We start from the raw sequence: 25,768 nt of genomic DNA on the forward strand, positions 1-25,768 counted from the left end.
CCTCTTCCGCATCAGGTCACTTCACGTCGTCGTCGACCCAGTCCATCGACTTGGTCACGGCCTTGCGCCACAGCCGCAGCTGGCGGTCGCGCTCGGCGTCGTCCATCGACGGCTCCCAGCGGCGATCCTCCTGCCAGTTGGCGGAGAGGTCGTCCAGGCCCGACCAGAAGCCGACCGCGAGACCGGCCGCGTAGGCCGCGCCGAGGGCGGTCGTCTCGGCCACGACGGGACGCACCACCGGCACGCCCAGCACGTCTGCCTGGAACTGCATGAGCGCGTCGTTCGCGACCATGCCGCCGTCCACCTTGAGTTCGGTGAGGTCGACGCCGGCGTCGGCGTTGACCGCGTCGAGCACGTCGCGGGTCTGGAACGCCACCGCCTCGAGCGCCGCACGGGCGATGTGGTTCTTGTTCGCGTACCGGGTGAGGCCGACGATCGCGCCGCGCGCATCCGGGCGCCAGTACGGGGCGAACAGCCCGGAGAACGCCGGGACGATGTACACGCCGCCGTTGTCCTCGACCTGACGGGCCAGCTCCTCGACCTGCGGGGCCGAGTCGATGATCCCGAGCTGGTCGCGCAGCCACTGGATGAGGGATCCGGTGACCGCGATCGAGCCCTCCAGTGCGTAGTGGGTCGGTCCGTCGCCGAGCTTGTAGCCGACGGTGGTGAGCAGCCCGTTCTTCGAGTGGACGATCTCCTCGCCGGTGTTGAAGATCAGGAAGCATCCGGTGCCGTAGGTGTTCTTGCTCTCGCCGGTGTTGAATGCCGCCTGGCCGAACGTCGCGGCCTGCTGGTCGCCCAGGATGCCCGCGATGGGCGTCTCGCGCAGCAGGGACGAGTCCTCCGCGGCGCCGTAGACCTCGGAGGAGGAGCGGATCGACGGCATCATCGACTTCGGCACGCCGAAGGCGTCGAGGATGTCATCGCGCCACTGCAGCGTCTCCAGGTCCATGAACATGGTCCGGGACGCGTTGGTGACGTCGGTCGCGTGCACGCCGCCGTCGACGCCGCCGGTGAGGTTCCAGAGCACCCAGCTGTCGGTGGTGCCGAAGAGCAGGTCCCCGGCCTCCGCCTTGGCCCGCGCGCCCTCGACGTTCTCCAGGATCCAGGCGATCTTGGTGCCGGAGAAGTAGGTCGCCAGCGGGAGGCCGACGATCTGCTTGAAGCGCTCGACCCCGCCGTCCGCCGCGAGACGGTCGACGATGGCCTGGGTGCGGGTGTCCTGCCACACGATCGCGTTGTAGACGGGCTTGCCGGTGGTCTTGTCCCAGACCACGGCGGTCTCGCGCTGGTTGGTGATGCCGACCGCGGCGATGTCGTGACGGGTCAGGTCGGCGCGGCTCAGCGCCAGCCCGATCACCTCCTGGACGTTGGCCCAGATCTCCGAGGCGTCGTGCTCGACCCAGCCGGCTTGCGGCAGGATCTGCTCGTGCTCCTTCTGACCGGTGGCGATGATGCTGCCCTTGCGGTCGAAGATGATGGCGCGGCTCGAGGTCGTGCCCTGGTCGATGGCGATGACGTAATCAGCCATGTGCTGTTCTCCTTTGAATCGCGGTTCGGGTCAGTGGCCGAGGTGCAGCAGCACGTTGGCGGCGAGGGCGGCGATGGCGCCGCCGAGGAGGGGGCCGAGGACCGGCACCCAGGAGTAGGACCAGTCGCTGGATCCCTTGCCCTTGATCGGAAGGATGGCGTGCGCGATGCGCGGTCCGAGGTCGCGGGCCGGGTTGATCGCGTAGCCGGTCGGTCCACCGAGCGACGCGCCGATCGCGACGACCAGCAGGGCGACGGGGAGCGCGGTCAGCGCGCCGAGGCCCCCTGGCGTGCCGATCTTGGCGACGCCCGAGTCGGCGAACGCGAGGACCACGAACACCAGGACGAACGTGCCGACGATCTCCGTCACCAGGTTCCAGCCGTAGGACCGGATCGCGGGACCGGTGGAGAAGACGCCGAGCTTGTTGGCCGGGTCGGGCTCCTCGTCGAAGTGCTGCTTGTAGGCGAGCCAGCACAGCACCGCGCCGATGATGGCGCCGAGCAGCTCGGCCCCCGTGGCGACCAGGTACTGGGTGAAGCTGATCTTGTCGGCGATCAGCAGCCCGAGTCCCACGGCCGGGTTGAGGATGGCGCCGGAGTACGCCGAGACGAGGACACCGGCGAAGACCGCCAGACCCCATCCCCAGTTCACCATCAGGAAGCCGCCGTTGAAGCCTTTGTTCTTCGCCAGGGCGACGTTGGCGACCACACCGCAGCCGAGCAGGAGCAGCATCGCGGTGCCGACCAGTTCGGAGAGGAAGTAGAGCCCGAGGTTGACCTCAGTCATGTCTCCATTGACCTTTCGCAGGGCATCGGCCCCTCTGCCGATGCGATGTTGGGGTGAACGCCGATGAGGGCGGCGGGGGAGCTCGTCAGCCGCGGGTGCGGGCGACGAGGGAAAGTCCGTGCCGGAAGTTCAGCAGCTCGCGCGTCCGATCGATCTCGGCGGTGACGCGGGCGCGGTCCCAGCCCAGCAGCGGGGCCAGGGCCTCGGCGAGCTCTTCGAGGATCTCCTCGGTGACGTCGCCGGTGAAGGCCAGGCTGGTGCGGCGCAGCACGACATCCTCGAGGCGCACGATCAGCTCGTGCGCGACCATCCACTCCAGCTCGCGGGTCGACAGCGCGCCGGCGGCGAGGGGCGCGTCGGCGCCCTGCTCGACATGCCGCCAGACGTCGGCGGCGCGGGTGCCGTAGCGGACGAGCAGCGTCTCGGCGCGGTCTCCTGCGCCCGGCAGGTTCTGCGAGATCCACGCCGCGCGCGCGGCGTCCCCCTGCGGGTAGCCCTTGCCGCCGCCGATCGCACGGCCGAGCGTCGACACGACGCGGGTGCGGCCGAGGAGCTCCAGGATCCGGTCGGAGAGCGACTCCCCGAGGGCGCGGAACGTCGTCCACTTGCCGCCGACCAGGCTGAGGTGCGGCACGCCGCGGCTGTCGTCGACCTCGACGCGGTAGTCGCGGGAGACGAAGCCCGGCGCGGTGTCCTCGTGCCGGGGGAGCGGCCGGATCCCGCTGAAGCGGTACACGATCTGGTCGCGGTTCACGTCGATCGCCGGGAAGACGTGGTGCACGAGATCGAAGAAGTAGTCGACCTCGTCCTCGGTGCACAGCGGCACCTCGCGGGGATCGGCGTCGATGTCGGTGGTGCCGACCATGACCTTCCCCTTGAGCGGGTAGATCAGCACTATGCGGCCGTCGGAGTGCTCGAAGAAGATCTCGCGCCCCTGGGTCGCGGCCTCGAGCTCCGGGTTGTCCAGGACGATGTGCGAGCCCTTGGTGCCGCCCATGAAACGGGTCAGCTCGCCCAGGGCCTCGTTCGTGAGGTCGGTCCACGGGCCGGACGTGTTCACCACGACGTCGGCGGCGATCGCGAACTCGGTGCCGGTCTCGCGGTCGCGCACCAGCACGGCGTCGCCCTCGTGGCCGATCGCCTCGACGTAGTTGAGCGCGCGTGCACCCGGGTGCGCGGCACGCCCGTCCTGCAGCACGTCGAGGGCGAGCCGCTCCGGATCGTGCATCGACGCGTCGTAATAGGTGGCCGTGTACTTGATCTTCGGATCCATCGCCGGCAGCTCCGCGAGCGACTTCTTGCGCCCGAGGAACTTGTGGCGCGGCACCATCCCGCCGTCGCGCGAGAAGGTGTCGTAGATGGTCAGTCCCATCTTGATCAGGAACGCGCCGCGCTCCTGCGGCTTGCCGGACTTGTGCGTGAGGAAGCGCAGCGGGGCGGACAGGATCCCGGAGAACGTGGAGTAGATCGGGATCGTGGTCTCGAGAGGCTTGACGTAGTGCGGCGCGATCCGGATGAGGCCGTTGCGCTCGGTGACGGACTCCCGCACGAGGCGGAACTCGCCGTTCTCGAGGTAGCGGATGCCGCCGTGGATCATGTGGCTGGAGGCGGAGGAGGCGCCGGAGGCGAAGTCGCCGCGTTCCACGAGGACGACGTCGACGCCCTGCAGCGCCAGTTCGCGGAAGGTGGAGATGCCGTTGATCCCGCCGCCGATCACGAGAACCGTGGTGCGGCCCGCTTCGCGGACCTCGGTCACCTCGGGGCGTTCTGCGGCCTTCTGGGGCTGGTCTGTCATCGTCGTCTCCTTCCCGGATTTCTCACAGCATTCCCCCAGGCGCCCTTATGCGCAAGCAAGCTGCACGGATGTGCAAGAATCGGCGGGATCGATCCGGGGAGGCCGCGAAATGGATGAACGGAAGCGCCAGAGCAAGGTCGTGGCCGCGCTGACGGCCGCTCGGCTGTACTACCTGCAGGACAAGACGATGGACGTCATCGCCGAGGAGTTCGGCACGTCCCGCTCCTCGGTGTCGCGGCTGCTGACCTACGCGCGGGAGGTCGGCCTCGTCGACATCCGCATCAACTCGCCCATCGAGCACGCGGGCGCGCTCGAGCAGGAGCTGCACGACCGGCTGCACGTGTCGGCGCACGTGGTCCCGATGCCGGAGAGCGTCACCGAGGTGGAACGGCTGGAGCGGGTGGCGCTCACCGCGGGGAGGCTGCTCACGCAGATCATCGACTCCAACATGGTGGTCGGCCTCGCCTGGGGTTCGACCATCAGCGCCGTGAGCCGGGAACTGGGACAGAAGGAGACCCGCGGCACCACGATCGTGCAGCTGAACGGCGCCGGCAACACGCTCACCAGCGGCGTGGAGTACTCCAGCGACATCCTGCAGCGGTTCGGCACGGCCTTCGGCGCACAGGTGCAGCAGTTCCCCGTCCCCGCGTTCTTCGACGACCCGCGCACCCGCGAGGCCATGTGGCGCGAGCGCAGCACGCTGCGCGTGCTCGATCTGCAGGCGAAGATGGACCTCGCCGTGTTCAGCGTGGGCTCGCCCAGCGCGGAGGTCCCCAGCCGGGTGTACGTCGGCGGGTACCTGGGCCGCGACGACTACCGCAGCCTGCGCGAGGACCGCGCGATCGGCGACGTGGCCACGGTCTTCTTCCGTGCCGACGGCACCTGGAAGGACATCGCCCTGAACGCGCGAGCGACCGGGCCAGGCCTGGATCGCCTGCGCCGCGTGGCGCGGCGGTTCTGCATCGTGGCGGGGGCGCAGAAGCTGCCCTCGCTGCGGGCGGCGATCGGGGCCCGTCTGGTCACGGACGTGGTGCTCGACGAGGGGCTCGCGCGTCAGCTCGTGGAGGGATGACCGGGACTCTCAGAGCGTCTCGGGACCCGAACGGAACTCCCGGATCAGATGATCCACGACCTCGTGCAGGTCGCCGCCGTGCGCGTCGGCCACGGCCACCTGCCGCTCGTAGCTCGCCCCGCTGCGGAGGATGTCCGTGATCCCGCCGAACTCGGCCGCGCAGCGCAGATCCGCCGCCACCGGCGCGAGCGTCTCCTGCAGCTCTGCGAGATGGTCGCGGATGGAGCGCTGCGCGCCGTCCGCACCGACGATCGCCTCCGCGTCGAGTCCGTAGCGCGCCGCACGCCACTTGTTCTCGCGGTGGAACCAGGGCGGGAGCACCTGCAGCGGCCGGCCCTCGTCGAGATCACGGGAGAACGACTCGACCAGCACCTGCGCGAGCGCGGCGACGGCCGCGAGCTCGGGCAGGCTGGACATGCCGTCGCACGCGCGCACCTCGATCGTGCCCCAGCGGGGCGCCGGCCGGATGTCCCAGCGCACCTCGGTGGCGTCCGCCATGACCCCGGTGCGCACCATGTCGTCGAGGTACGACTCGTACGCCGCCCAGTCCGGCAGCGCCCAGGGCAGCCCCGCGGTGGGGAGCTGCTGGAACACGAGCGCGCGGTTGGACGCGTAGCCCGTGCGCTCCCCGGCCCAGAACGGGCTGGACGCGGCGAGGGCCTGCAGATGGGGCAGATAGGAGGTGAGCGCGCCGATGATCGGCAGCACCTTGTCGCGATCCTCCACGCCGACGTGCACGTGGATCCCCCAGATCATCATGTTCCGACCCCACCACTGCGTCTTCTCGATCAGCGAGTGGTAGCGCGTCTTGTCCGTCACCCGCTGGTCGTACCACTGCGCGAAAGGGTGGCTGCCGGCGGAGAGCAGTTCGATTCCCGCGGGGTCGGTGGCGCGGCGGACCGCGGCGATCGCCGTCGCGATGTCTTCCACGGCGTCGGCGACGGACGATCCGATGCCGCTCGTGACCTCGATCGTGTTCGTGAGGAGCTCGCCCGTGACGGTGTGCCGTTCGTGGGCGCTCGCCTGCTCCAGCTCCTGCAGCAGGTCGGGGGCGCGACCGACGAGATCCCCGGTCTGCGGGTCGGCGAGCATCAGCTCCCACTCCAGTCCCACGGTGGAACGGGGCGACGTCGCGAACTCGATCGGCATGGGACCTCGATTCGGTGCGGAAACCGGATGGCCAATGATGGCACGCACCGGCGGATCCGCCCATGCCCGGTGACGTCGCGAGTCGACCCCTGGCTGCCCCGGGGACGGCTCGGCCGGACGCGCCGGTCGTGCCGTTTCGCGGCGGCGCTCCTGATCTGGCAGAATGGAGAGCTGGATCGCCGCTCGACCCTCTATCCGGCCGCGGTCCGCCCTCAGAGCTTCCACCGGGTGTGCACCCCACGCTTCTGGTGATCAGTTCGTCTTCCTTCCACACCATTCAGGAGAATCGTGGCTGTCAAGATCCGTCTCAAGCGCCTGGGCAAGATCCGTGCGCCCTACTACCGCATCGTCGTCGCCGACTCGCGCACCAAGCGCGATGGTCGCGTGATCGAGGAGATCGGCAAGTACCACCCCACCGAGGAGCCCTCGTTCATCGAGGTCGACTCCGAGCGGGCGCAGTACTGGCTCTCCGTCGGCGCTCAGCCGACCGAGCAGGTCACCGCCATCCTCAAGATCACGGGCGACTGGGGTCGCTTCAAGGGCGACAAGGACGCGAAGTCCACCCTCAAGGTCGCCGAGCCGAAGGCCGCGTTCGAGATCGACGCCGCCAAGAAGTCGGTCGTCAAGCCCAAGGCCGAGAAGAAGGCCGAGTCGGTTGCTGAGCCTGTCGAAGCACCCGCCGCCGACGCAGCGGACGCTGCGACCGACGCGGAGTAATCCGTCGTGCTGGCTGCCGCGCTCGAGCACATCGTCTCGGGGATCGTCGATCACCCGGACGATGTCACCGTCACCGCTTCCTCGTCACCCCGTGGCGACGTGCTCGAGGTGCGCGTGCACCCCGATGACCGGGGACGCGTGATCGGGCGCGGCGGCCGCACCGCCAAGGCCCTGCGCACGCTGATCACGGCGCTCGCGGACGGACGTCGCGTGCGCGTCGACGTCGCGGACGACTGAGCGTGGCAGCCAGCGAACGCGCAGGAGGCCGCAACCAGCTCCGCGTGGGGCGCCTCGTCAAGGCGCACGGACTCAAGGGCGGGCTGAAGGTCGAGCTGTACACCGACGACCCGGCCGGCCGGTTCTTCGTCGGCGCCGAGTTCACGTTGCAGGTGCCGGAGGCATCTCCGTGGCACGGCAAGACCATCACCGTCCGCGAGTACCGGGTGATGAACGGCAGCTCCGTCGTCTTCTTCGACGACGTCGAGGACCGCACCGCCGCCGAGGGTCTCGTCAAGGCGATCCTGTGGATCGACCAGGACGACGACATCGACGAACCCGAGGACGACGCCTGGTACGACCACCAGCTCACCGGCCTGGACGTGGTGCGCGACGGCGTCGTGGTGGGCCGCGTGATCCGCGTCGAGCACCTTCCCGCTCAGGATCTGCTGATCGTGCGCCCGACGAGCGGATCCGGCGAGGTCATGGTGCCGTTCGTCTCGGCGATCGTCCCCACCGTCGAGGTCGCCGCCGGCCGCATCGTGGTGACCCCGCCCGCCGGGCTCTTCGAGGACCTCGAGGAGGAAGCCCCGGAGGCCGCGGCCGAGGCGAGCGAGACGGCGCCAGAGGCCGCCGATCAGGACGCGCCCGGTGCGGATTGACGTCGTCTCGATCTTCCCGTCGTACTTCGACGGTCTGACGCTCTCGCTGCTCGGCAAAGCCAGGGACAGCGGCATCCTGGACGTGAACGTCCACGACCTGCGCGACTGGACCAGCGACCGGCACCGCACGGTCGACGACACGCCGTACGGCGGCGGCGCCGGCATGGTCATGAAGCCCGAGCCCTGGGGGCTCGCGCTCGACGCGCTCGCCTCACGCGTCGCGGCGCCGGCGGATGAGCCGGGCCGTGCCGAGCAGCGCCCCACCATCGTCTTCCCGTCCCCTGCGGGCGAGGTGTTCCGCCAGGCGACCGCGCGTGAGCTGGCCACCAGGGACCACCTGATCTTCGGCTGCGGCCGGTACGAGGGCATCGACGAGCGCGTGTTCGAGGAGGCCGCGGGCCTCGGCGAGGTGCGCCTGATCAGCCTCGGTGACTACGTGCTGAACGGGGGAGAGGTCGCCGTCATGGCGATGATCGAGGCGATCGGCCGCCTGATCCCCGGCGTCGTCGGCAATCCGGACAGTCTCGTCGAGGAGTCCCACGAGGACGGCCTGCTCGAGTACCCGTCGTACACCAAGCCGTCGCTCTGGCGCGGCCGCGAGGTGCCGCCGATCCTGCTCAGCGGCAACCACGGCGCGATCGCGGCCTGGCGCAGGGAGCAGCAGCTCGAGCGCACCCGTCGCCGACGCCCCGACCTGCTCGCGGACTGACCGCCCTCGAGAGCGGGCAGGGACCGGCGCGGGGCTCAGTCGACGCCGAGGAACGAGCGATCGGTGAGCACGATGGGGCCCTCGTCCGTGATCGCGACGGTGTGCTCGGAGTGGGAGCCGCGGGATCCGTCGGCGCTGCGCAGCGTCCACCCGTCAGGGTCGGTGACGAGCTCGTCGGTGGTGGCCAGGAACCACGGCTCGAGCGCCATCACCAGGCCGGCGCGCAGCGGGAAGCCGCGTCCGGCGCGGCCGTCGTTCGGGACATGGGGGTCGCCGTGCATGACCCGGCCGACGCCGTGCCCGCCGAAGTCCGTGTTGATCGAGTAGCCCTCGCCGTGCGCGACCGCGGCGATCGCGGCCGAGATGTCGCCGATGCGATTGCCCACGACGGCGGCGGCGATCGCCGCGTCCAGGGCGCGTTCGGTCGTGTCGATGAGGCGCAGATCCTCATCCCGGGGGGTGCCGACGACGAACGAGACCGCCGAGTCCGCGACCCAGCCGTTCACCGAGACCGCGAAGTCGAGCGACACGAGGTCCCCGTCGCGCAGCGCGTAGTCGTGCGGCAGACCGTGCAGCACCGCGTCGTTGACCGAGGTGCAGATGACCTTGCCGAACGGGCTCGCGCCGAAGGACGGGTGATAGTCGATGTAGCAGGACTCCGCTCCCGCCTTGCGGATCAGGTCGTGCGCGCGTCGGTCGATCGAGAGCAGGTTCGTGCCGACCTTGGTGTCCTCCCGCAGGGTCGCCAGCGTCTCGGCCACGAACCGGCCGGCCGCGCGCATCTCGTCGATCTCGGCAGGGGTGCGCAGTTCGATCATCGGAAGTCCTCTCGTCGGATCCATTCTCCCGTACGGCGCACGCCCCGGATGCTCACAGCGAACGCCGGGGCGGACGGCGCGATGCGGACGTAGCATCGCGGTATGTGGATCCGGCGCGCGTTCTTCTCCTGGCTGTTCCCGGCGGCACTGGTGCTGCCGCTGTGGCTGTTCGTGGGGTGGGCGGTGTTCCAGGGCGGGTGGGCGATCCTCTGGGTGCTGTTCATCGCGATGCCGTCCGTGCTGGTCGGCGAGCTGCTGATCGCGTTCCTGGTGCGGGCGCGGGCGAGCGTGCGGGCGGCGAGGGCGGTGTCATGGCAGGACGTCGCAGGGGTAGCGCTCTGGCACGCGCTGACGATCGCCGTGGGCGTCTTCCCGAGCGCATTCGGCTGGGTCCTGACCGCAGCGGTCGTCGGTTTCCTCGCCGTGTTCTGGTCGACGCTGTGGCAGCTCTGGCGGGAATCCGCGTCCGCGCTGCAGCGCGCCATGGATCCCGGCCTCCTCGGCGGAGAGCCGGCGGCACCCCCGAGGAAGGCCGCGCCGTCGGCCCCGGCGGCCTCCGGCTCGTCGATGCGCGGCCGGGTCATCGTCGTGTCGGAGAGCCCGGGTGCCGCAGAGGGCTCGCAGCGCTGACAGCCGAGCGGGGCGCCGATCCCTGTTTTGGTGCGGGTCCGGATCCGTGGCAGAATGGTTCTTTGTGCCGTGACCCCGGTTCTGCCTCAGGGGAACCCGCGGACGCCTCGCGCGCCGTTCGGCACACACCACACTTCCATCCTTCCCACGTGCATGCGACCTGAGGCGAGTGCAGAGAGAGACGATCATGCAGATCCTCGACGCCGTCGATGCGGCTTCGCTCCGTTCCGACATCCCCGACTTCTTCCCCGGCGACACCGTCAAGGTGCACGTCAACATCGTCGAGGGCAGCCGCTCCCGTATCCAGGTCTTCCAGGGCGTCGTCCTCGGCCGTTCGGGTGATGGCGTGCGCGAGACCTTCACCGTCCGCAAGATCAGCTTCCAGGTGGGCGTCGAGCGGACCTTCCCGGTGCACTCCCCGGTGATCGACCACATCGAGGTCGTCACCCGCGGTGACGTGCGTCGCGCGAAGCTCTACTACCTCCGCAACCTGCGCGGCAAGAAGGCCAAGATCAAGGAGAAGCGCGAAGCGCGCTGACCCGCGGTTTCCAAGAAGCGCCCCGAGACACGTGGTCCCGGGGCGCATTTTCCTGCCCGGGACGTGAGAACCTAGATGGTGCCGTCGCTCCGACGGCGATCGGCTGTGAAGGATGGCGCATGACGGACGAGATCGCGGCCGAGCAGGTCGGCGCGCGCCGGGAACGGCCGGAAGAGCCGAGACGTCGCGGCTGGGTGGTCTTCCTCCGCGACGTGCTGGTGATCCTGCTCATCGCGGTGCTGGTCTCCTTCCTCGTGAAGACGTTCGTGGTGCGCAGCTTCTTCATCCCGTCCGGGTCGATGGAGAACACGCTCCTGATCAAGGACAGGATCCTCGTCGACGAGCTGACCCCGCACTGGAACGGCTATCACCACGGGGACGTGATCGTGTTCAAGGATCCGGGCGGCTGGCTGCCCCCCGCGGCGCCGCAGCCGCAGCGGTCCCCGCTGCTGGACGCCGGGGAGTGGTTCCTCACCCTGATCGGGATCGCGGCCCCCGACTCGGACGACCACCTCGTGAAGCGGCTGATCGGCCTTCCGGGCGACCACGTGGTGTGCTGCAACTCCCTCGGCCAGATCACCGTCAACGGCGCGCCGATCGACGAGTCGGCGTACCTGAAGCCGAATGTCGGCGACAGCCGCGCCTCGAGCATTCCGTTCGACGTGACCGTGCCGAAGCGGACCGTCTGGGTGCTCGGCGACAACCGCACCCGCTCCGAGGACTCTCGCTACCACCAGAACCAGCCCGGTCAGGGATTCGTGCCGATGGACAACATCGTCGGCCGCGCGTTCCTGATCACCTGGCCGTTCAACCGGTTCGGCATGATCGACGGGCACTACGCCGTGTTCAACGGCGTCCCCGAACCCCAGCCCCGAGGGCGTCGTCGTGACGGTCGTCGAGCCTAGCCTCACGCTCGAGCGTCGGCTGCTGCGTGAGCATCCGATCCTGATCTGCCTCGACGAGGTCGGTCGCGGCGCGCTGGCGGGACCGGTGGCCGTGGGCGCCACGGTCGTCGACGCGGCGGCCGCGCGCCGTCGCGTGCCCCAGGGGCTCCGCGACTCCAAGCTGGTGCCGGAGAAGCGCCGCCCGGAGGTCGCCGAACGCGCAGCCGCGTGGGCCCCGGCCAGCGCGATCGGGTGGGCGGAGAGCACCGAGATCGACGAGGTCGGGATCATCCGCGCCCTCGGGCTCGCGGCCTCCCGCGCGATCGCGGCGGCGTGCGGCGACCGATTCGATGCGAGCGCGGCGCTCGTGATCCTCGACGGCAACCACGATTACGTCTCCGCGGTGCACCCGGCGCCGCTGACCGTGCGCTCGATCATCAAGGCCGACCGGGACTGCGCCTCCGTCGCGGCCGCCTCCGTGCTCGCCAAGGTCGCCCGGGACGCGCTCATGGTCGACCTCGCGCCCTCGTTCCCGATGTACCAGTGGGAACGGAACAAGGGCTATGCGAGCCTCGAGCACCGTGACGCCATCCGTGCGCGGGGTCTGACGCGGCATCACCGCTCGTCCTGGGCGATCGCCGGCGCGCCCACGCTGTTCTGACGACCGGGCGCGCCCGCCGGCTCCGGTGCGACAGCGCGGATCCCGTCCTCGTAGGATGGAGGGACCATGGATGACGACGCCTTCGACGACTACGACCGCGAACTCGAGCTCGCCCTGTACCGCGAGTACCGCGACGTGGTCTCCCAGTTCCAGTTCGTGGTGGAGACCGAGCGCCGCTTCTACCTCGCCAATGAGGTGAACGTGGTGCGCCGCGACACCGAGCACGACTTCTACTTCGAGGTGTCGATGAACGACGTCTGGGTGTGGGACATCTACCGCGCCGACCGCTTCGTGAAGGCGGTCCGCGTGCTCACCTTCAAGGACGTCAACGTCGAGGAGCTCTCCCGGCGGGAGTTCGAGCTGCCGCAGGAGCTGTCGCTCGACGGCGAGTGAGGCGGGGGAGTCCGTTCGCCTCGACGGCCCGGCTCTCCGGGGCATTCTCATCGTCGCGCCTTCTGCGTCCTCGCTGATCGCTCCGTCCTCCCCAATTGCGCGGCGGGGGTGATTCCGCACCGGTTGCGTCCGCCGGGCGATGCGGGCCGGGTGAGCCCGTCAGGCTGTCCGCATGGCAGCGAAGGACGACCTCGGACGCGCAGGTGAGGACCGTGCGGCGGCGCATCTGACCCGACTCGGATACCGGGTGATCGACCGCAACTGGCGATGCGACCAGGGCGAGCTCGACATCGTCGCGGTGGGCGGCGGGGTCCTGGCCTTCGTCGAGGTGAAGACCCGGCGGAGCCTGGACTTCGGGCACCCCTTCGAGGCGATCGACGAGCGCAAGCGTCAGCGGCTGTGGCGGCTCGTGCATGCCTGGGTTCGTGCGCATCCGCAGTCCAGCCGAGGCCTGCCGCTGCGTCTCGAGGCGATCGGGATCGTCGGCGAGGACCCGGCGGTCGGGTCGCTGGAGCATCTGCAGGATCTGCGATGACCGCCCGCACCTGGGCCGTGGCCCTCACCGGCCTGAACGGACACATGGTCGACGTGGAAGCGGACCTGTCCCAGCAGACGCCGGGGTTCGATCTCATCGGGCTGGCGGACCGCGCTCTCGGCGAGGCTGTGCGCCGCGTGCACAACGCCTGCAAGAACAGCGGCCTCGACCTGCCGCGGCGCAAGCTCACCGTGAACCTGTCGCCGGCGAGCCTGCCCAAGCACGGCTCCGCCTTCGACCTGGCCATCGCGATCGCCGCGCTCGGCACGGAAGGGGCGCTCGACCCGGCGTCGCTCGCACGCACCGTGCACCTCGGCGAGCTCGGCCTCGACGGCCGTCTGCGTCCGATCCCGGGCGTGCTTCCCGCCCTGCACGCTGCGAGAGCGGCCGGGTTCGAGCGTGCGGTGGTGCCGGTGGCGAACGAGGCCGAGGCGCGGCTCGTGCCCGGAATGGAGGTGCACGCCGCGGCCAGCCTCGCGCAGGTCGCGATCCGGCACGGCGCCGAGCTCGAGGATCCGGGCGATCCGGATCCGATCCTCATGCCGGACGTCGTGGAGCAGACGCCGTCGAGCGATGACCTGGCCGACGTCATCGGCCAGGAGGAGGCGGTCGAGGCGCTCATCGTCGCGGCCGCCGGCGGGCATCATCTGCTGCTGACCGGGCCGCCGGGCGCGGGCAAGACCATGCTGGCGCGCCGGCTGGCCGGTATTCTGCCGGACCTGGACGAGGGCGCCGCGCTGGAGGCGGCGTCGATCCGCTCGCTGATGGGCGAACCGCTCACCCGGCTGGAGCGGCGTCCGCCGTTCGTCGCCCCGCATCACAGCGCGTCGATCGCGGCCCTCATCGGCGGCGGGTCGCGTGCGGTGCGACCGGGTGCGATCGCGCGGGCGCACGGCGGGCTGCTCTTCCTGGACGAGGCGGCGGAGGCGCCGCGCACCGTGCTCGACTCGCTGCGGCAGCCGCTCGAGGCCGGCACGATCGAGATCCACCGGGCCGAGTTCACCGCGCGGTTCCCCGCCCGGTTCCAGCTGGTGCTCGCGACGAACCCGTGCCCGTGCGGGGCGTTCGGCGTCGTCGGCGAGGAGTGCGTCTGCCCGCCGTCCGCGATCCGCCGGTACGCCTCACGGCTGTCCGGTCCGATCCGCGATCGCCTCGACATCGAGGTGAAGGTCGCGCGAGTGTCAGCGGTGCAGGCGACCGCGCAGGAGCGGGGGTCGGTGAGCACGGAACAGGCGAGGGCGCGCGTCGCCCTGGCGCGCGAACGGGCCGCGCGTCGCTGGCAGGGGATGCCATGGCGGGTCAACGCGCACGTCCCGGGCACCTGGCTGCGCCAGGGGGAGCATCGGCTTCCCGCTGCGGCGAGGGCGCCGTTGGACCGGGCCCTGCAACGCGGCGCGCTGACCCTGCGCGGCTATGACCGGGTCCTGCGGATCGCGTGGTCGGTCGCGGATCTCGCCGGGGCCGAGACTCCCGCGCTCGAGCATGTCGGGCGCGCTCTGTACTTGAAGAAGGGGATGACGCTATGAGCACGACCACGGACCGGGGCCGAGCCGCGAGCCCCGCGGAACGGCGGCGACGGCTGGATCTGCTGCGCGCAGACGCACGGATCCTGGCTGACGCCCTGCGCATCCGGGAGGACGCCGACGAACCGGGGATCCTCGCAGGCCTGCTCTGGAACCTCGTCACCGAACCCGGCGACGGGGTCGCGGGTGCACTGGTGCGGGCGATGGGGCCAGAAGACGCACTGGAGTGCGCCTTCGGCGGCGGAGCGGCCGCCGAATCAGGGCTCGGTTCCGTGGAGGACCGGCCCGCAGCGCGAGCCCTCCGTGACGGGCGCGCCCGCTGGGCCTCCCGGCTCGATCCGGAGTTCGTGCGCGGTGCGCTGCAATCCGCCGTGCGCGCCGGGATCCGGCTGCTGCTGCCCGGGGATCCCGAGTGGCCCTCGCTGCTCGGTGACCTGGGAGACCATGCGCCGCTCGCGCTGTGGCTGCGCGGCGACGCGGCCGCGCTCTCGAACGCAGGTGTGGCGATCGTCGGCGCCCGGGCCTCGTCCAGCTATGGCGAGCACGTCGCCGGGGAGCTGGCCGGTGAGCTCGCCGGAGCGGGCTGGACCGTCTTCTCCGGTGGTGCGTACGGGATCGACGGCACCGCGCATCGGGCGGCGCTGCGCGCCGGCGGGATCACCGTCGCCGTGCTCGCCGGTGGCCTCGACCGGGCGTATCCCGCCGGGCACGCGCAGCTCTTCGAGCGGATCGCGGGGGCCGGGGCGGTCGTGAGCGAGGTCCCCTGCGGAGGTGCGCCCACCCGATGGCGGTTCCTGGAGCGGAACAGGGTGATCGGCGCGCTGGCCGGTGCGACCGTGGTCGTCGAGGCCGGCTGGCGCAGCGGATCCCTGAACACGGCGGGACATGCTGCGGCGATCGGCAGGCCGCTCGGGGCGGTCCCCGGACCGGTCACCTCCGCCGCCTCCGCGGGATGCCATCGGCTGCTGCAGGAGTACGACGCGCGATGCGTGACATCCGCGGCCGACGTGCGCGAGCTGCTCGGTGTGGCGGTCCCACCGGTCGAGATGGCGGGGGAGGAGCCGGACATGATCCGTCTCGCCGACGCGCTGACCACGCGTGCCGCCCGCACCGGCGAGGAGCTCGCGCGACGCAGCGGGCTCTGTCTCGACCGGGTGGAAGCGCTCCTCGGCATCCTGGAACTGGACGGCAGCGCGGTCCGGACCGACGCGGGCTGGCGGAGCGTCGAGCGGTGAGGACGTCTGCACGCGCGCGCTCCCGTCGACCCCGCGCGTGCTCCCGTCGACCCCGCGCGTGCTCCCGTCGACCCCGCGCGTGCTCCCGTCGAAGGGGAGTCGGGAGCGCATGCTGAAGATATGCGCGTATCCGAGGCCGCTGCGGCGTTCACGGCGCACCTGTCCCAGGTGCGCCGCCTGTCGCCCGCCACCGTCCGCGCCTACCGGTCGGATCTGGCCGATCTCGCCGCCGCGAGCGGCGATCCGGAGATTGCCGAGATCGATCTCGAGGCGCTCCGCGACTGGCTCTGGCGGGCCACGCAACGCGGTGACGAGCGTTCCACGCTCGCGCGGAGAACGGCCGCCGTACGGTCGTTCTTCGCATGGGCGACCGAGACGGCGGCCGTGGCGGCCGATCCCAGCCTGCGCCTCATCGCGCCGAAGCGGGGCAGGACCCTTCCGGCGGTGGCGTCGGCGGACGCCATGCGCGTGCTGCTGGACGAGGCGCGCGACGCCGCGCTCGACGGCGATCCGGTGCGGCTGCGCGACAGCGCGATCCTCGAACTGCTGTACGGATCCGGCATGCGCGTCTCCGAGCTGTGCGGACTCGCCGTCGACGACGTCGACCTGGAACGAGGCACGGCGCGCGTGCTCGGCAAGGGCGGCAAGGAGCGCGTCGTGCCGTTCGGCGCCCCGGCCAGGGACGCGATCGCCGCATATCTGAGAAAGGCCCGCCCCGTCCTCCTTGCCCGCGCGGACCGCCCCGGGCCCGCTCTGTTCCGCGGCGCGCGGGGCGGAGCGCTGGGTCCTCGAACGGTCTACGAACTCGTCGCGCGGGTGCTCGCGCCGGTGATCGGCGCGGAGACCGTCGGCCCGCACGCTCTGCGGCACTCTGCCGCCACCCACCTCCTCGACGGCGGGGCCGACCTGCGCGCCGTGCAGGAGATCCTCGGTCACGCGAGCCTCGGCACGACCCAGATCTACACGCACGTCTCCGCCGAGAGGCTCACCGCCACGTACCGTCTCGCGCACCCGCGAGCGTGACTCCGCGCCTGGTGGGCGCTCGCACGACCCGCGTCCCGCCGCGCGCCCTGGCGGAGGGTGAAGAACCCGACCGCATCCGTCGCACCCCCGCCGCGCCACGCCCGGCCCGAAAGCGCCCACCCCGTCTGCAGCGGACGGTCAGCACCCGCCCGATCCGCACGGGAGCAGCACGGCCCGCGGCGCTCCGCCGAACAGCAGCATGGGGTTGATGTAGACGCCGTTCCAGCGCACGCCGACGTGCATGGTTCCGGCCGGGGCGTGGCCTCCGGAGGCGGATGCGCCGACCACCTCGCCGCGACGAACCACGGTCCCCGGTGCGAGGCTCGTCTGCACGGGCTCCAGCGTCGTGACCAGGCCGTTGCCGTGGTCGATGGTCAGCAGCGGGCGGTCCACGACTGTCCCGGCGAACGCGATGGCGCCGTCGGCGGGGGCGCGCACCTCGCCGGACGCGGCGATGTCGATCCCGCGGTGCCCTGGACCGTACTCGTGCGCGGGTGCGCGGAACGGCACGATCACCGAGCGGGCTCCCGCCACGGGCCACAGCCACCCGGCGTCCGGGAGCGCCGGCGATTCCGCGGCAGCGTGCGGGCTGCCGCCCAGGATCGCCGAGGAGCCGAGGAACAGGACGAGCCAGAGGCACAGCAGACGGCCGGGAAGAGCGAGCCCTGCCCCTTGCGCACGGCGAGCGGGTGCGCGGGATCCGATCGAGGTCATCGTCCGAGCCTTGCGGAGCATGCCCGCTGCGCGGCGGTCTTCCACGCAGTCGGTGCAGGATCAGGCCCGGCACGGGACTGTGCGGGAGGAAGACGGATCAGGTCCCCCGCCCTGATATGCTTGCAGGGCATCCCGTATGACGGGGTGACTACGCGTGCCCACAGCGTTCAACGTGGCGAACACTCCACAGGTCCCTCGGAAGAGGGCGGAGTGCGCGCCGGGCACCAGGATCGCCGGTCGACCGACCGGGAGAACAACCTCAACAACAAGGAGTACGACCATGGCCGTCGTCACCATCCGCCAGCTGCTCGACAGCGGCGTTCACTTCGGACACCAGACCCGCCGGTGGAACCCGAAGGTGAAGCGCTTCATCCTCACGGAGCGCAGCGGGATCCACATCATCGACCTGCAGCAGTCGCTCGGCTACATCGACAAGGCCTACGACTTCGTCAAGGAGACCGTCGCGCACGGCGGCACCATCCTCTTCGTGGGCACCAAGAAGCAGGCGCAGGAGATCCTCGCCGAGCAGGCCACCCGCGTCGGCCAGCCCTACGTCAACCAGCGCTGGCTCGGCGGCCTCCTCACCAACTTCTCCACCATCGCGAAGCGCCTCGCCCGCATGAAGGAGCTCGAGGAGCTCGACTACGAGACCCCGTCCGTCTCGGGCTTCACCAAGAAGGAGCTGCTGCTCAAGAAGCGCGAGCTCGACAAGCTGCACAAGTCGCTGGGCGGCATCCGCAACCTCACCAAGACCCCGTCGGCCCTGTGGGTCGTCGACGCCAAGCGTGAGCACCTCGCCATCGACGAGGCCAAGAAGCTCGGCATCCCGGTGATCGGCATCCTCGACACCAACGCCGACCCGGACGACTTCCAGTACCCGATCCCCGGCAACGACGACGCGATCCGCTCGGTCTCCCTGCTGACCCGCATCATCGCGGACGCCGCGGCCGAGGGCCTGCAGCTCAAGCACAACCCCGACGCCGGCGACGCCGAGCCGCTCGCGGAGTGGGAGCAGGAGCTGCTCGAGGCTCCTGCCGCGGACGAGGCGCCCGCTGCGGCCGCCGAGGAGACCGCTGAGGTCGTCGCGACCGAGTCGGCCGATGACGCCGCCGCGGCCGTCGCGCACGACGAGGCGATCGCCGCCGAGTCCGGCGAGGAGACCGCCGAGGTCGCCGCCACCGAGACTGCCGACTCCAAGTAAGCAACCACGCACACACACGAAGCAAGGAGCCACCACAACATGGCCAACTTCACCATCGCCGACATCAAGGCGCTGCGTGAGCAGCTCGGCACGGGAATGGTCGACACCAAGAAGGCGCTCGAGGAGGCTGACGGCAACGTCGAGAAGGCCGTCGAGATCCTGCGCCTGAAGGGTGCCAAGGGCAACGCCAAGCGCGCGGACCGTTCCACCAGCGAGGGCCTGGTCGTCGCCCGCGAGCAGGACGGCGGCGTGACGCTCGTCGAGCTCGCCTGCGAGACCGACTTCGTCGCGAAGAACGAGCGCTTCATCGCGCTGGCCGACAAGGTCGCCGACGCGGCCGCCGCGGCCAAGGCGAACTCGGTCGAGGAGGCCCTCGCGGCCGATGCCGGCGGCCAGACCGTCGAGCAGCTGATCTCGGACGAGGCGGCCATCATCGGCGAGAAGGTCGAGCTGCGTCGCGTGGCCACCATCGCGGGCGACAGCACCGAGGTGTACCTGCACCGCACCAGCAAGGACCTGCCGCCGCAGATCGGCGTGGTCGTCGCCTACACGGGCGGCGACGCGGAGACCGCGCGCAGCATCGCCCAGCACATCTCGTTCGCGAACCCGTCGTACCTGTCCCGCGAGGACGTGCCGGCGGCGGACGTCGAGAAGGAGCGCGAGATCGTCACCGAGATCTCTCGCAACGAGGGCAAGCCGGAGGCGGCGCTGCCGAAGATCGTCGAGGGGCGCGTGACCGCGTTCTTCAAGCAGGTCGCCCTGCTCGAGCAGGACTACGCCAAGGACAACAAGCTGTCCGTGGGCCAGGTCGCGAAGGACGCCGGTCTCACCGTGACCGGCTTCGCGCGCTTCAAGGTCGGCGCGTAACAGCATTGAAGGGGTTCGGATCCGTCAGGGTCCGGACCCCTTCGTCATGCCCCGAAGGATCTGACGTGCCTGGCACGGTAACTTGTTCACGGATGAGAGGAAGCACTCCATGACCGAACGACAGGGTCGACGTCGCGTCGTCCTCAAGCTCTCCGGAGAGGCCTTCGGCGGCGGCCAGCTCGGGGTCAACCCCGACATCGTCAGTCAGATCGCCCGGGAGATCGCCGCAGCGACCGACCGGGTGGAGATCGCCGTCGTCGTCGGCGGCGGCAACTTCTTCCGCGGCGCGGAGCTCAGCCAGCGCGGTATGGACCGCGCCCGCGCGGACTACATGGGCATGCTCGGCACGGTCATGAACGCCCTCGCCCTGCAGGACTTCCTGGAGCAGGCGGGCGCGTCGCCGCGGGTGCAGTCCGCGATCGCGATGACCCAGGTAGCCGAGCCGTACCTGCCGCTGCGCGCGGAGCGGCACATGGAGAAGAGCCGGGTCGTGATCTTCGGCGCCGGCGCCGGTCTGCCGTACTTCTCCACCGACACGGTCGCGGCGCAGCGCGCGCTGGAGATCGGCGCCGACGAGGTGCTGGTCGCGAAGAACGGCGTCGACGCGATCTACACGGCCGACCCGAAGAAGGACTCCTCGGCCGAGCGGATCGAGGAGATCACCTTCCAGGACGCCCTGGTGCGCGGACTGAAGGTCGTCGACTCGACCGCGTTCAGCCTCTGCATGGACAACGGCATGGACATGCGGGTGTTCGGCATGGAGCCGGCGGGCAACATCACGCGCGCGCTGCTCGGCGAGCCGATCGGCACCCGCGTCATCGCCTGATGCCGCACGGATCATCCGGTTCCGCGCGGATCCTCGGCCNCGCACCCCCGATAGACTGAGTCGAACCCCCTGACGATAGGAGTCACCGTGATCGCGGATGTCCTCGCCGACACCACCTCCCGCATGCAGCGCGCCGTCGAGGCCGCCAAGGAGGACTTCAGCACGGTGCGCACCGGCCGTGCCAACCCGCAGATGTTCCAGAAGGTGCTGGTCGAGTACTACGGCACGCCCACTCCGCTCGCGCAGCTCGCCTCCCTGGCGAACCCCGAGGCGCGCACCCTCAACGTCACGCCCTACGACAAGTCCGCGCTGAAGGCCATCGAGCAGGCCATCCGCGACATGCCGAACCTCGGTGCGAACCCCACCAACGACGGCAACCTGATCCGCGTCACCATGCCTGAGCTCACTGCCGACCGCCGCAAGGAGTACGTCAAGCTGGTGAAGTCGAAGGGCGAGGACGCCAAGGTGCACGTCCGCGGGATCCGTCGCAAGGCGAAGGACGAGCTGGACGCTCTGAAGAGCGAACTCGGCGAGGACGAGATCGCCCGCGCCGAGAAGGAACTGGATTCCCTCACGCGCCAGCACGTCGATCTGATCGACGAGGCTGTCAAGCGCAAAGAGGCCGAGCTCCTCGAGGTCTGAGGCCCGGCATGAGCACGCCATCCGGGGACGACGACGCCTCGCGGATCCCCCCGCGCCCGCCCCTGCCGCCGCGCACGGGGGATGACCTGCCCCCGCGCAGCGGCGAGAACGCGCCGCCGCGGACCGGTGACAACCTGCACGCACAGTGGCAGGCGAAGAAGGCGGAGATCGAGACGCATGTCTCGCACGCCCGTGGACAGATCGACCAGGCGAACGAGCGGATCAAGGAGCGCACGGGTCGCGACCTCGTGCTCGCGACCCTCGTGGGGGTGCTGATCGGCGCGGTGATGCTTGCGTCGCTGCTGCTCGCGAAGTGGTCCTTCGTGATCGTCGGTCTCGCAATCGTGCTGCTGGCGATCTGGGAGCTCGTCCTGGCGCTGCGCGCCGGAGGGCGCAAGGTCGATCTCTGGCCGCACCTCGTCGTGGGCGCAGCCCTGGCCGCGGCCGGCTACTTCGCCGAGCCGTGGCTGTGCTGGGTGATGCTGTTCGTCGCCGTCTTCGCGGTCGTCGTGTGGCGGCTGGTCGGACAGATGGTCGCGCGCGACGGCCGCACCTACGGCGACGTCCTGACGGACGTGCTCGCGGCCGGCTTCATCCAGGTCTACGTGCCGTTCCTCGGCGCGATCACCCTCATGCTGCTGCACCAGCCGCGCGGCGAGTGGTGGGTCCTCGCCTTCATCATCGTGGTCGTGGTGGCCGACACCGCCGCCTACGCGTCCGGTCTCCTCTTCGGGCGCGGCGGACGCCACCCGATGGCCCCGCGGGTGAGCCCGAAGAAGACCTGGGAGGGCTTCGCCGGGGCGGTGCTGGGGTCGCTCGTGGCCGGCGCGCTGATCGGCTACTTCATGCTCGGCATCCCGTGGTGGGCCGGCGTCGTGTTCGGCGCGGCCCTGGTCGCCTCGGCGACGCTCGGCGACCTGGGGGAATCGCTCCTGAAGCGCGACCTCGGCATCAAGGACATGAGCTCCTGGCTGCCCGGCCACGGCGGACTGCTGGACCGGCTGGACAGCATCCTGCCCTCGGCCGTCGTCGCCCTCGCCCTGTTCCACCTCCTCACACCCTTGGCGGCCGCATGACGAATTCCGCAGACGAGCCGAGCACCGGCTCGTCGTCCAGCTTCCCCGTGGTCGGCCGGCGCGAGAAGGGCTACCAGCGCGCCGCGGTGGACGCCTTCCTGGGGCGCGCGCGTCGCGCGTTCGAGGAGGAGGCGGAGGGGATCAGCGCCGCCGACATCCGGGCGGCCTCGTTCCCGCTGGTGCGCGGCGGCTATCAGATCGTCGCGGTCGACGCCGCCCTCGCCCGCGTCGAGGAGGCGTTCGCGCAGCGCGAGCGGGCGATGGCGGTCGCGGCGCGCGGCGCGTCCGCCTGGGTGGGGCAGGCGCGCTCGGAGGCTCAGGTGATCCTCGAGCATCTCAGCCGGCCGCAGGGGCACCGCTTCGCCCGTACCGGGCTGCTCACCTTCGGATACCGGATCGACGAGGTCGATCACGTCGCGAAGCGGATCGTGCGCTTCCTCCGCGACGGCGACGAGCTCTCCGCCGAGCAGGTGCGCCAGACGGCGTTCCGGATGCAGCGCCGCGGATACCGGGAAGAGCAGGTCGACGCCCTCCTGGACGCGACGATCGACGTGCTGCTTGCGATCCGCTGAGCGATTCCCATCGCGAATTCAGGTTCGGCTGGCTAAACTCGGAGCCATTGTGACTCCCGATAACGATTTGATGTCGGCGCCCGCCCGAAACGCCGCGCAGAAGGACTCCGTATCCCGTGCTGCCCGCGGCACCGCCGCGTCCCCGCGTCGCCGCACGACGTCGGCGATTCTCGCGGGCCTCGCGGTCGTCGGGTTCTCGGTCGCGATCGTGGCGCCAGCCGGCTTCGCGATGTCCAGCGCCGTGCCTTCCGCAGCCGCCGCGACGACGGCGTACTCGCTCGCCGCGCACGACGCGCAGAACATCACGGTGTCCGTGCACGGCGCCGCACCGACCGCACAGGCCAGGGACGTCTTCGGGGTGTACGTGAAGCCCAAGCCGACCCCCACGCCGACTCCCACCCCGGAGGTCGCGTCGTCGGATTCGTCTTCCGACTCGAGCAGCGACTCGGGTCCTGCGCCGCTGTTCTACAGCGGCGGCGGTGCGCCGGCGGAGTGGATGGCGGCCGCCGGCATCGCCTCGAGCGACTGGGGCTACGTCGACTACATCGTCAGCCGCGAGAGCGGCTGGAACCCGAACGCCACGAACAGCAGCTCGGGCGCGTGCGGGCTGGCCCAGGCCTACCCTTGCGACAAGGTGCCGGGCAACGGCTACAACCCCGTCGACAATCTCCGCTGGGCCAACGGCTACGCGGTGGGACGCTACGGCAGCTGGGCGGCAGCGCAGTCGTTCTGGGCCGCCAACAACTGGTGGTGAGAGTCCGCTAGCCCATGCCACGCTCGCATCGACGACGTCCGGAGCGCCCGCGCGAGGACTCCCTGGACCGTCTCATCGCGGGATGGAAGCGCACCGAGGTGAGGGGCGCCGCGGAGTGGTACGTGCAGCCGCTGACGGCCGCGCAGGCGCAGAAGGAGTACCTGTGCCCCGGCTGCTCGGGCATGATCACGGCCGGCACGGCGCACCTGGTGGTGTGGCGTGCGGACGGCGTCCTCGGTGACGCCGCGGACCTGGCCGCACGCCGGCACTGGCACGGCGGCTGCTGGACGAGGAGCTGACGTGGAGATCCGCGGACCCCGCGCCCTGCCGGCGCGGCGCGAGGACATCGAGCTGCGCACCGGCGACGGGCTGCGCCTGGTGGGCGAGCTCGCCCTGCCTGCGGATGCGGATCCGGTCGCCACGCTGGTCACCCTGCATCCGCTTCCCACGGCGGGCGGCTTCATGGATTCGCACATCCTGCGCAAGGCAGCCGCCAGGCTCCCCGCCTTGGCGGACCTGGCCGTGCTGCGGTTCAACACGCGCGGCACGAGCTCGCCCCGCGGCACCAGCGACGGCGAGTTCGACGGTGGCGGCGCGGAGCGGCTCGACGTGGCCGCGGCGATGGACCTCGTGCGCGAACGAGGGCTGCCGCGCCCCTGGCTGGTCGGCTGGTCCTTCGGGACCGAGCTCGCGCTCAAGTACGGACGCGAGCACGACATCGAGGGCGTGATCCTGCTCTCTCCTCCGCTGCACCGCGCGACGCCGGAGGAGGTGGCCGCCTGGGCGCACGACCACCGTCACGTGGTCGTGCTCGTGCCCGAACTCGACGACTACCTGCGCCCGCCCGAGGCGGCCGCCCGGTTCGCGGCGATCCCGGACGCGAAAGTCATCGCGGTCGCCGGCGGCAGGCACCTGTGGGTGGGGGAGAGCCAGACCCGGCGGGTGCTCGACGAGATCGTCGCCGCGGTCAACCCCGCCGCGCTCCCGCTGGCGCGGGAGTGGCCGGCGGGCTGAGGCCGGCAGGTCCCCGCGTCAGCGCTCGTTCATGCGGGGGATCAGCACCTGACGGTAGATGATCAGGATGCTGGCGGCGACCGGGATCGCGATGAGCGCCCCGAGCAGGCCCAGCAGCGCGCCCCCGGAGAGGGCCGCGATGACGACGACGGCGCCGGGAACGGACACGGCGCGGTTCATCACCCGCGGCGAGATCACGTATGCCTCGATCTGCATGTAGATGAGGTAGTAGATCGCGGCGATCAGCCACGCCAGCGGCGGCGATCCCAGCCCCGGGATCAGGCACAGCAGCACGATGATCGTGGATCCGGTGAGGGTGCCGACGAGCGGGATCAGGGAGAAGAAGAACGCGATCACCGCGAGCACGATCGGGAACGGCGCCTGGATGATCGAGAGGAAGATGAAGCTCAGCAGCCCGTTGATCACGCCCATCGTGACCTGGCCCATGACGTAGTGGCCGACCGAGGCCGTGATCTGCTCGGCGAGGTCGATGAAGCGGTCGCGCTTGGACGCCGGCACGACCTGGTAGACGGCGCCCTTCAGCGACGGGATCGCCGCGGTGAAGTAGATCGTCAGGATCAGGACGATGAAGGTGCCGCTGATGCCGGCGAAGAGCGCCCCGCCCAGGACGATCACACCCTGCCCGATCGAGTTGCTGATGTCGCCCAGGTTCTTGGTCAGCCAGCCGTTGATGTACGTGAACACGGTGTCCACGTCGAGGTTGGGGAAGAGCTCGGTGAGCCGCTGCCGGAAGTCCGCGAGCGCCGTGCCGCGGGTCACCAGCGCCGAGATCTGGGTGACCAGCTGGGAGATCTGGTTCACCAGGATCGGGATCACCATGAGCACGATGCCGGCGAAGACCCCGAGCACCACGAGGATCGTGACGAGCACGGCCGCCCAGCGCGGCAGCCGGTGCCTCGTCAGCCAGCTCACCATGGGATCGAGGCCGAGACTCAGGAACAGGGCCGTGCCGACGTAGAGCAGGATCGTGGAGAGCGACTGCAGGCTCTCGATGAGCATGATGCCGAGACCCACGCCGAGCGTCGCCACCAGGGCGGTGCGGAACGGGTTGTGCAGCTTCATGGAACCTCCGTGTCGGTCCCTCAGCGTAACCGGGAGAGCACGGCCCTGCCTCCGCGCATCGCCGCGCGGCGGCCAGTGCAGACGGGACACCGGTCCCTCGTGGCATCCTTACAGGTCGTTTCGCTAGTCTGAAACGTCGAGC

The 25,768-nt window shown here is 70.6% G+C and carries 30 protein-coding genes; 23 read left to right on the plus strand and 7 right to left on the minus strand.

Translation table 11 applies throughout. From position 1 onward, the window contains the following. Positions 1-16: 16 nt before the first annotated feature. The 3 genes from glpK to ACTJJZ_RS05465 form a co-directional block, all read right to left on the minus strand. Complete coding sequence (gene glpK / locus ACTJJZ_RS05455; protein WP_440720167.1) at positions 17-1,531, minus strand: glycerol kinase GlpK; 1,515 nt, start codon at positions 1,529-1,531, stop codon at positions 17-19. A 30-nt stretch (positions 1,532-1,561) separates the two neighbouring features. Next, complete coding sequence (locus ACTJJZ_RS05460) at positions 1,562-2,317, minus strand: MIP/aquaporin family protein (protein WP_440720168.1); 756 nt, start codon at positions 2,315-2,317, stop codon at positions 1,562-1,564. Between the two features lie 85 nt (positions 2,318-2,402). Further along, complete coding sequence (locus ACTJJZ_RS05465) at positions 2,403-4,112, minus strand: FAD-dependent oxidoreductase (RefSeq protein ID WP_440720169.1); 1,710 nt, start codon at positions 4,110-4,112, stop codon at positions 2,403-2,405. Positions 4,113-4,221: 109 nt separating this feature from the next. Here ACTJJZ_RS05465 and ACTJJZ_RS05470 point away from each other — a divergent pair, with 109 nt between their 5' ends. Next, complete coding sequence (locus tag ACTJJZ_RS05470) at positions 4,222-5,184, plus strand: sugar-binding transcriptional regulator (protein ID WP_440720170.1); 963 nt, start codon at positions 4,222-4,224, stop codon at positions 5,182-5,184. Between the two features lie 9 nt (positions 5,185-5,193). Here ACTJJZ_RS05470 and ACTJJZ_RS05475 read toward each other — a convergent pair whose 3' ends face one another. Further along, positions 5,194-6,333 (minus strand): glutamate--cysteine ligase, encoded by a 1,140-nt coding sequence (locus tag ACTJJZ_RS05475; RefSeq protein ID WP_440720171.1) that lies wholly within the window; start codon positions 6,331-6,333, stop codon positions 5,194-5,196. A gap of 288 nt (positions 6,334-6,621) precedes the next feature. On the opposite strand from ACTJJZ_RS05475, the gene rpsP reads away from it, so the two are divergent. The 4 genes from rpsP to trmD are packed head-to-tail and all read left to right on the plus strand — an operon-like array spanning position 6,622 to position 8,637. Further along, positions 6,622-7,050, plus strand: a complete 429-nt coding sequence (gene rpsP / locus ACTJJZ_RS05480) for a 30S ribosomal protein S16 (RefSeq protein ID WP_440720172.1) — start codon at positions 6,622-6,624, stop codon at positions 7,048-7,050. 6 nt (positions 7,051-7,056) lie between these two features. Then, positions 7,057-7,287 (plus strand): RNA-binding protein, encoded by a 231-nt coding sequence (locus tag ACTJJZ_RS05485; protein ID WP_440720173.1) that lies wholly within the window; start codon positions 7,057-7,059, stop codon positions 7,285-7,287. A gap of 2 nt (positions 7,288-7,289) precedes the next feature. Next, a complete protein-coding gene (gene rimM / locus ACTJJZ_RS05490; protein WP_440720174.1) occupies positions 7,290-7,928 on the plus strand; it encodes a ribosome maturation factor RimM in 639 nt (212 codons plus the stop codon). Further along, positions 7,918-8,637 (plus strand): tRNA (guanosine(37)-N1)-methyltransferase TrmD, encoded by a 720-nt coding sequence (gene trmD, locus ACTJJZ_RS05495; RefSeq protein ID WP_440720175.1) that lies wholly within the window; start codon positions 7,918-7,920, stop codon positions 8,635-8,637. Before rimM ends, trmD begins: the two co-directional genes overlap by 11 nt. A 35-nt stretch (positions 8,638-8,672) precedes the next feature. Here trmD and map read toward each other — a convergent pair whose 3' ends face one another. After that, the gene (gene map, locus ACTJJZ_RS05500; RefSeq protein ID WP_440720176.1) at positions 8,673-9,455 is read right to left on the minus strand and encodes a type I methionyl aminopeptidase; all 783 of its coding nucleotides are present in this window, start codon (positions 9,453-9,455) and stop codon (positions 8,673-8,675) included. A gap of 102 nt (positions 9,456-9,557) precedes the next feature. On the opposite strand from map, the gene ACTJJZ_RS05505 reads away from it, so the two are divergent. From ACTJJZ_RS05505 to ACTJJZ_RS05545, 9 genes are all read left to right on the plus strand, one after another. Further along, positions 9,558-10,085, plus strand: a complete 528-nt coding sequence (locus ACTJJZ_RS05505; RefSeq protein WP_440720177.1) for an MFS transporter permease — start codon at positions 9,558-9,560, stop codon at positions 10,083-10,085. Positions 10,086-10,272: 187 nt separating this feature from the next. After that, positions 10,273-10,623 (plus strand): 50S ribosomal protein L19, encoded by a 351-nt coding sequence (rplS, locus tag ACTJJZ_RS05510; RefSeq protein WP_440720178.1) that lies wholly within the window; start codon positions 10,273-10,275, stop codon positions 10,621-10,623. A 119-nt stretch (positions 10,624-10,742) separates the two neighbouring features. Beyond that, positions 10,743-11,528: a signal peptidase I gene (gene lepB, locus ACTJJZ_RS05515; RefSeq protein WP_440720179.1), complete on the plus strand. Its 786-nt coding sequence runs from the start codon at positions 10,743-10,745 to the stop codon at positions 11,526-11,528. Further along, the gene (locus ACTJJZ_RS05520; protein ID WP_440720180.1) at positions 11,509-12,168 is read left to right on the plus strand and encodes a ribonuclease HII; all 660 of its coding nucleotides are present in this window, start codon (positions 11,509-11,511) and stop codon (positions 12,166-12,168) included. Before lepB ends, ACTJJZ_RS05520 begins: the two co-directional genes overlap by 20 nt. Positions 12,169-12,234: 66 nt before the next feature. Further along, positions 12,235-12,561 (plus strand): DUF2469 family protein, encoded by a 327-nt coding sequence (locus ACTJJZ_RS05525; RefSeq protein ID WP_440720181.1) that lies wholly within the window; start codon positions 12,235-12,237, stop codon positions 12,559-12,561. 172 nt (positions 12,562-12,733) lie between these two features. Further along, positions 12,734-13,096 (plus strand): YraN family protein, encoded by a 363-nt coding sequence (locus tag ACTJJZ_RS05530; protein ID WP_440720182.1) that lies wholly within the window; start codon positions 12,734-12,736, stop codon positions 13,094-13,096. Then, positions 13,093-14,622, plus strand: coding sequence for a YifB family Mg chelatase-like AAA ATPase (locus ACTJJZ_RS05535; protein WP_440720183.1), 1,530 nt, complete (start codon positions 13,093-13,095; stop codon positions 14,620-14,622). The genes ACTJJZ_RS05530 and ACTJJZ_RS05535 overlap by 4 nt, the downstream gene beginning before the upstream one ends. Continuing rightward, positions 14,619-15,854, plus strand: coding sequence for a DNA-processing protein DprA (dprA, locus tag ACTJJZ_RS05540; RefSeq protein WP_440720184.1), 1,236 nt, complete (start codon positions 14,619-14,621; stop codon positions 15,852-15,854). The genes ACTJJZ_RS05535 and dprA overlap by 4 nt, the downstream gene beginning before the upstream one ends. A 120-nt stretch (positions 15,855-15,974) precedes the next feature. Beyond that, complete coding sequence (locus ACTJJZ_RS05545) at positions 15,975-16,877, plus strand: tyrosine recombinase XerC (protein WP_440720185.1); 903 nt, start codon at positions 15,975-15,977, stop codon at positions 16,875-16,877. 138 nt (positions 16,878-17,015) lie between these two features. Here the strand turns inward: ACTJJZ_RS05545 and ACTJJZ_RS05550 are convergent, their stop codons facing one another. Then, positions 17,016-17,591, minus strand: coding sequence for a murein hydrolase activator EnvC family protein (locus ACTJJZ_RS05550; RefSeq protein WP_440720186.1), 576 nt, complete (start codon positions 17,589-17,591; stop codon positions 17,016-17,018). Positions 17,592-17,871: 280 nt separating this feature from the next. Here ACTJJZ_RS05550 and rpsB point away from each other — a divergent pair, with 280 nt between their 5' ends. From rpsB to ACTJJZ_RS05595, 9 genes are all read left to right on the plus strand, one after another. Further along, entirely contained in the window at positions 17,872-18,792 is a 921-nt protein-coding gene (rpsB, locus tag ACTJJZ_RS05555) for a 30S ribosomal protein S2 (RefSeq protein WP_440720187.1), read from the plus strand. Positions 18,793-18,831: 39 nt separating this feature from the next. Next, positions 18,832-19,659: a translation elongation factor Ts gene (tsf, locus tag ACTJJZ_RS05560; protein ID WP_440720188.1), complete on the plus strand. Its 828-nt coding sequence runs from the start codon at positions 18,832-18,834 to the stop codon at positions 19,657-19,659. A 109-nt stretch (positions 19,660-19,768) separates the two neighbouring features. After that, a complete protein-coding gene (gene pyrH, locus ACTJJZ_RS05565) occupies positions 19,769-20,485 on the plus strand; it encodes a UMP kinase (protein ID WP_440720189.1) in 717 nt (238 codons plus the stop codon). 87 nt (positions 20,486-20,572) lie between these two features. After that, positions 20,573-21,127 carry a ribosome recycling factor gene (frr, locus tag ACTJJZ_RS05570; RefSeq protein WP_440720190.1) on the plus strand — a complete coding sequence of 185 codons (555 nt, stop codon included), beginning with the start codon at positions 20,573-20,575 and terminating at the stop codon, positions 21,125-21,127. A gap of 8 nt (positions 21,128-21,135) precedes the next feature. Further along, positions 21,136-22,203, plus strand: a complete 1,068-nt coding sequence (locus ACTJJZ_RS05575) for a phosphatidate cytidylyltransferase (protein ID WP_440720191.1) — start codon at positions 21,136-21,138, stop codon at positions 22,201-22,203. Continuing rightward, complete coding sequence (locus tag ACTJJZ_RS05580; protein ID WP_440720192.1) at positions 22,200-22,775, plus strand: DivIVA domain-containing protein; 576 nt, start codon at positions 22,200-22,202, stop codon at positions 22,773-22,775. Before ACTJJZ_RS05575 ends, ACTJJZ_RS05580 begins: the two co-directional genes overlap by 4 nt. 70 nt (positions 22,776-22,845) lie before the next feature. Continuing rightward, entirely contained in the window at positions 22,846-23,529 is a 684-nt protein-coding gene (locus ACTJJZ_RS05585) for a transglycosylase SLT domain-containing protein (RefSeq protein WP_440720193.1), read from the plus strand. Positions 23,530-23,543: 14 nt separating this feature from the next. Next, positions 23,544-23,828, plus strand: a complete 285-nt coding sequence (locus ACTJJZ_RS05590) for a hypothetical protein (protein WP_440720194.1) — start codon at positions 23,544-23,546, stop codon at positions 23,826-23,828. A gap of 1 nt (position 23,829) precedes the next feature. After that, entirely contained in the window at positions 23,830-24,543 is a 714-nt protein-coding gene (locus tag ACTJJZ_RS05595) for an alpha/beta hydrolase (RefSeq protein WP_440720195.1), read from the plus strand. Between the two features lie 18 nt (positions 24,544-24,561). Here the strand turns inward: ACTJJZ_RS05595 and ACTJJZ_RS05600 are convergent, their stop codons facing one another. Beyond that, positions 24,562-25,626: an AI-2E family transporter gene (locus ACTJJZ_RS05600; RefSeq protein ID WP_440720196.1), complete on the minus strand. Its 1,065-nt coding sequence runs from the start codon at positions 25,624-25,626 to the stop codon at positions 24,562-24,564. Positions 25,627-25,768 lie beyond the last annotated feature (142 nt).

Source organism: Microbacterium sp. 22242 (genome assembly GCF_052045495.1).
In the GTDB taxonomy this organism is placed as follows: Bacteria; Actinomycetota; Actinomycetes; order Actinomycetales; family Microbacteriaceae; genus Microbacterium.

Coding starts and splice junctions, on each gene's coding strand:
- ACTJJZ_RS05590 (WP_440720194.1), top strand. CDS start 23,544: ATGCCACGCTCGCATCGACGACGTCCGGAGCGCCCGCGCGAGGACTCC.
- ACTJJZ_RS05550 (WP_440720186.1), bottom strand. CDS start 17,591: ATGACCTCGATCGGATCCCGCGCACCCGCTCGCCGTGCGCAAGGGGCA.
- ACTJJZ_RS05475 (WP_440720171.1), bottom strand. CDS start 6,333: ATGCCGATCGAGTTCGCGACGTCGCCCCGTTCCACCGTGGGACTGGAG.
- ACTJJZ_RS05470 (WP_440720170.1), top strand. CDS start 4,222: ATGGATGAACGGAAGCGCCAGAGCAAGGTCGTGGCCGCGCTGACGGCC.
- ACTJJZ_RS05580 (WP_440720192.1), top strand. CDS start 22,200: ATGACGAATTCCGCAGACGAGCCGAGCACCGGCTCGTCGTCCAGCTTC.
- pyrH (WP_440720189.1), top strand. CDS start 19,769: ATGACCGAACGACAGGGTCGACGTCGCGTCGTCCTCAAGCTCTCCGGA.
- ACTJJZ_RS05600 (WP_440720196.1), bottom strand. CDS start 25,626: ATGAAGCTGCACAACCCGTTCCGCACCGCCCTGGTGGCGACGCTCGGC.
- ACTJJZ_RS05465 (WP_440720169.1), bottom strand. CDS start 4,112: ATGACAGACCAGCCCCAGAAGGCCGCAGAACGCCCCGAGGTGACCGAG.
- glpK (WP_440720167.1), bottom strand. CDS start 1,531: ATGGCTGATTACGTCATCGCCATCGACCAGGGCACGACCTCGAGCCGC.
- map (WP_440720176.1), bottom strand. CDS start 9,455: ATGATCGAACTGCGCACCCCTGCCGAGATCGACGAGATGCGCGCGGCC.
- ACTJJZ_RS05535 (WP_440720183.1), top strand. CDS start 13,093: ATGACCGCCCGCACCTGGGCCGTGGCCCTCACCGGCCTGAACGGACAC.
- ACTJJZ_RS05545 (WP_440720185.1), top strand. CDS start 15,975: ATGCGCGTATCCGAGGCCGCTGCGGCGTTCACGGCGCACCTGTCCCAG.
- rpsB (WP_440720187.1), top strand. CDS start 17,872: ATGGCCGTCGTCACCATCCGCCAGCTGCTCGACAGCGGCGTTCACTTC.
- ACTJJZ_RS05460 (WP_440720168.1), bottom strand. CDS start 2,317: ATGACTGAGGTCAACCTCGGGCTCTACTTCCTCTCCGAACTGGTCGGC.
- ACTJJZ_RS05505 (WP_440720177.1), top strand. CDS start 9,558: ATGTGGATCCGGCGCGCGTTCTTCTCCTGGCTGTTCCCGGCGGCACTG.
- ACTJJZ_RS05585 (WP_440720193.1), top strand. CDS start 22,846: ATGTCGGCGCCCGCCCGAAACGCCGCGCAGAAGGACTCCGTATCCCGT.
- ACTJJZ_RS05575 (WP_440720191.1), top strand. CDS start 21,136: ATGAGCACGCCATCCGGGGACGACGACGCCTCGCGGATCCCCCCGCGC.
- ACTJJZ_RS05525 (WP_440720181.1), top strand. CDS start 12,235: ATGGATGACGACGCCTTCGACGACTACGACCGCGAACTCGAGCTCGCC.
- lepB (WP_440720179.1), top strand. CDS start 10,743: ATGACGGACGAGATCGCGGCCGAGCAGGTCGGCGCGCGCCGGGAACGG.
- tsf (WP_440720188.1), top strand. CDS start 18,832: ATGGCCAACTTCACCATCGCCGACATCAAGGCGCTGCGTGAGCAGCTC.
- rplS (WP_440720178.1), top strand. CDS start 10,273: ATGCAGATCCTCGACGCCGTCGATGCGGCTTCGCTCCGTTCCGACATC.
- dprA (WP_440720184.1), top strand. CDS start 14,619: ATGAGCACGACCACGGACCGGGGCCGAGCCGCGAGCCCCGCGGAACGG.
- ACTJJZ_RS05530 (WP_440720182.1), top strand. CDS start 12,734: ATGGCAGCGAAGGACGACCTCGGACGCGCAGGTGAGGACCGTGCGGCG.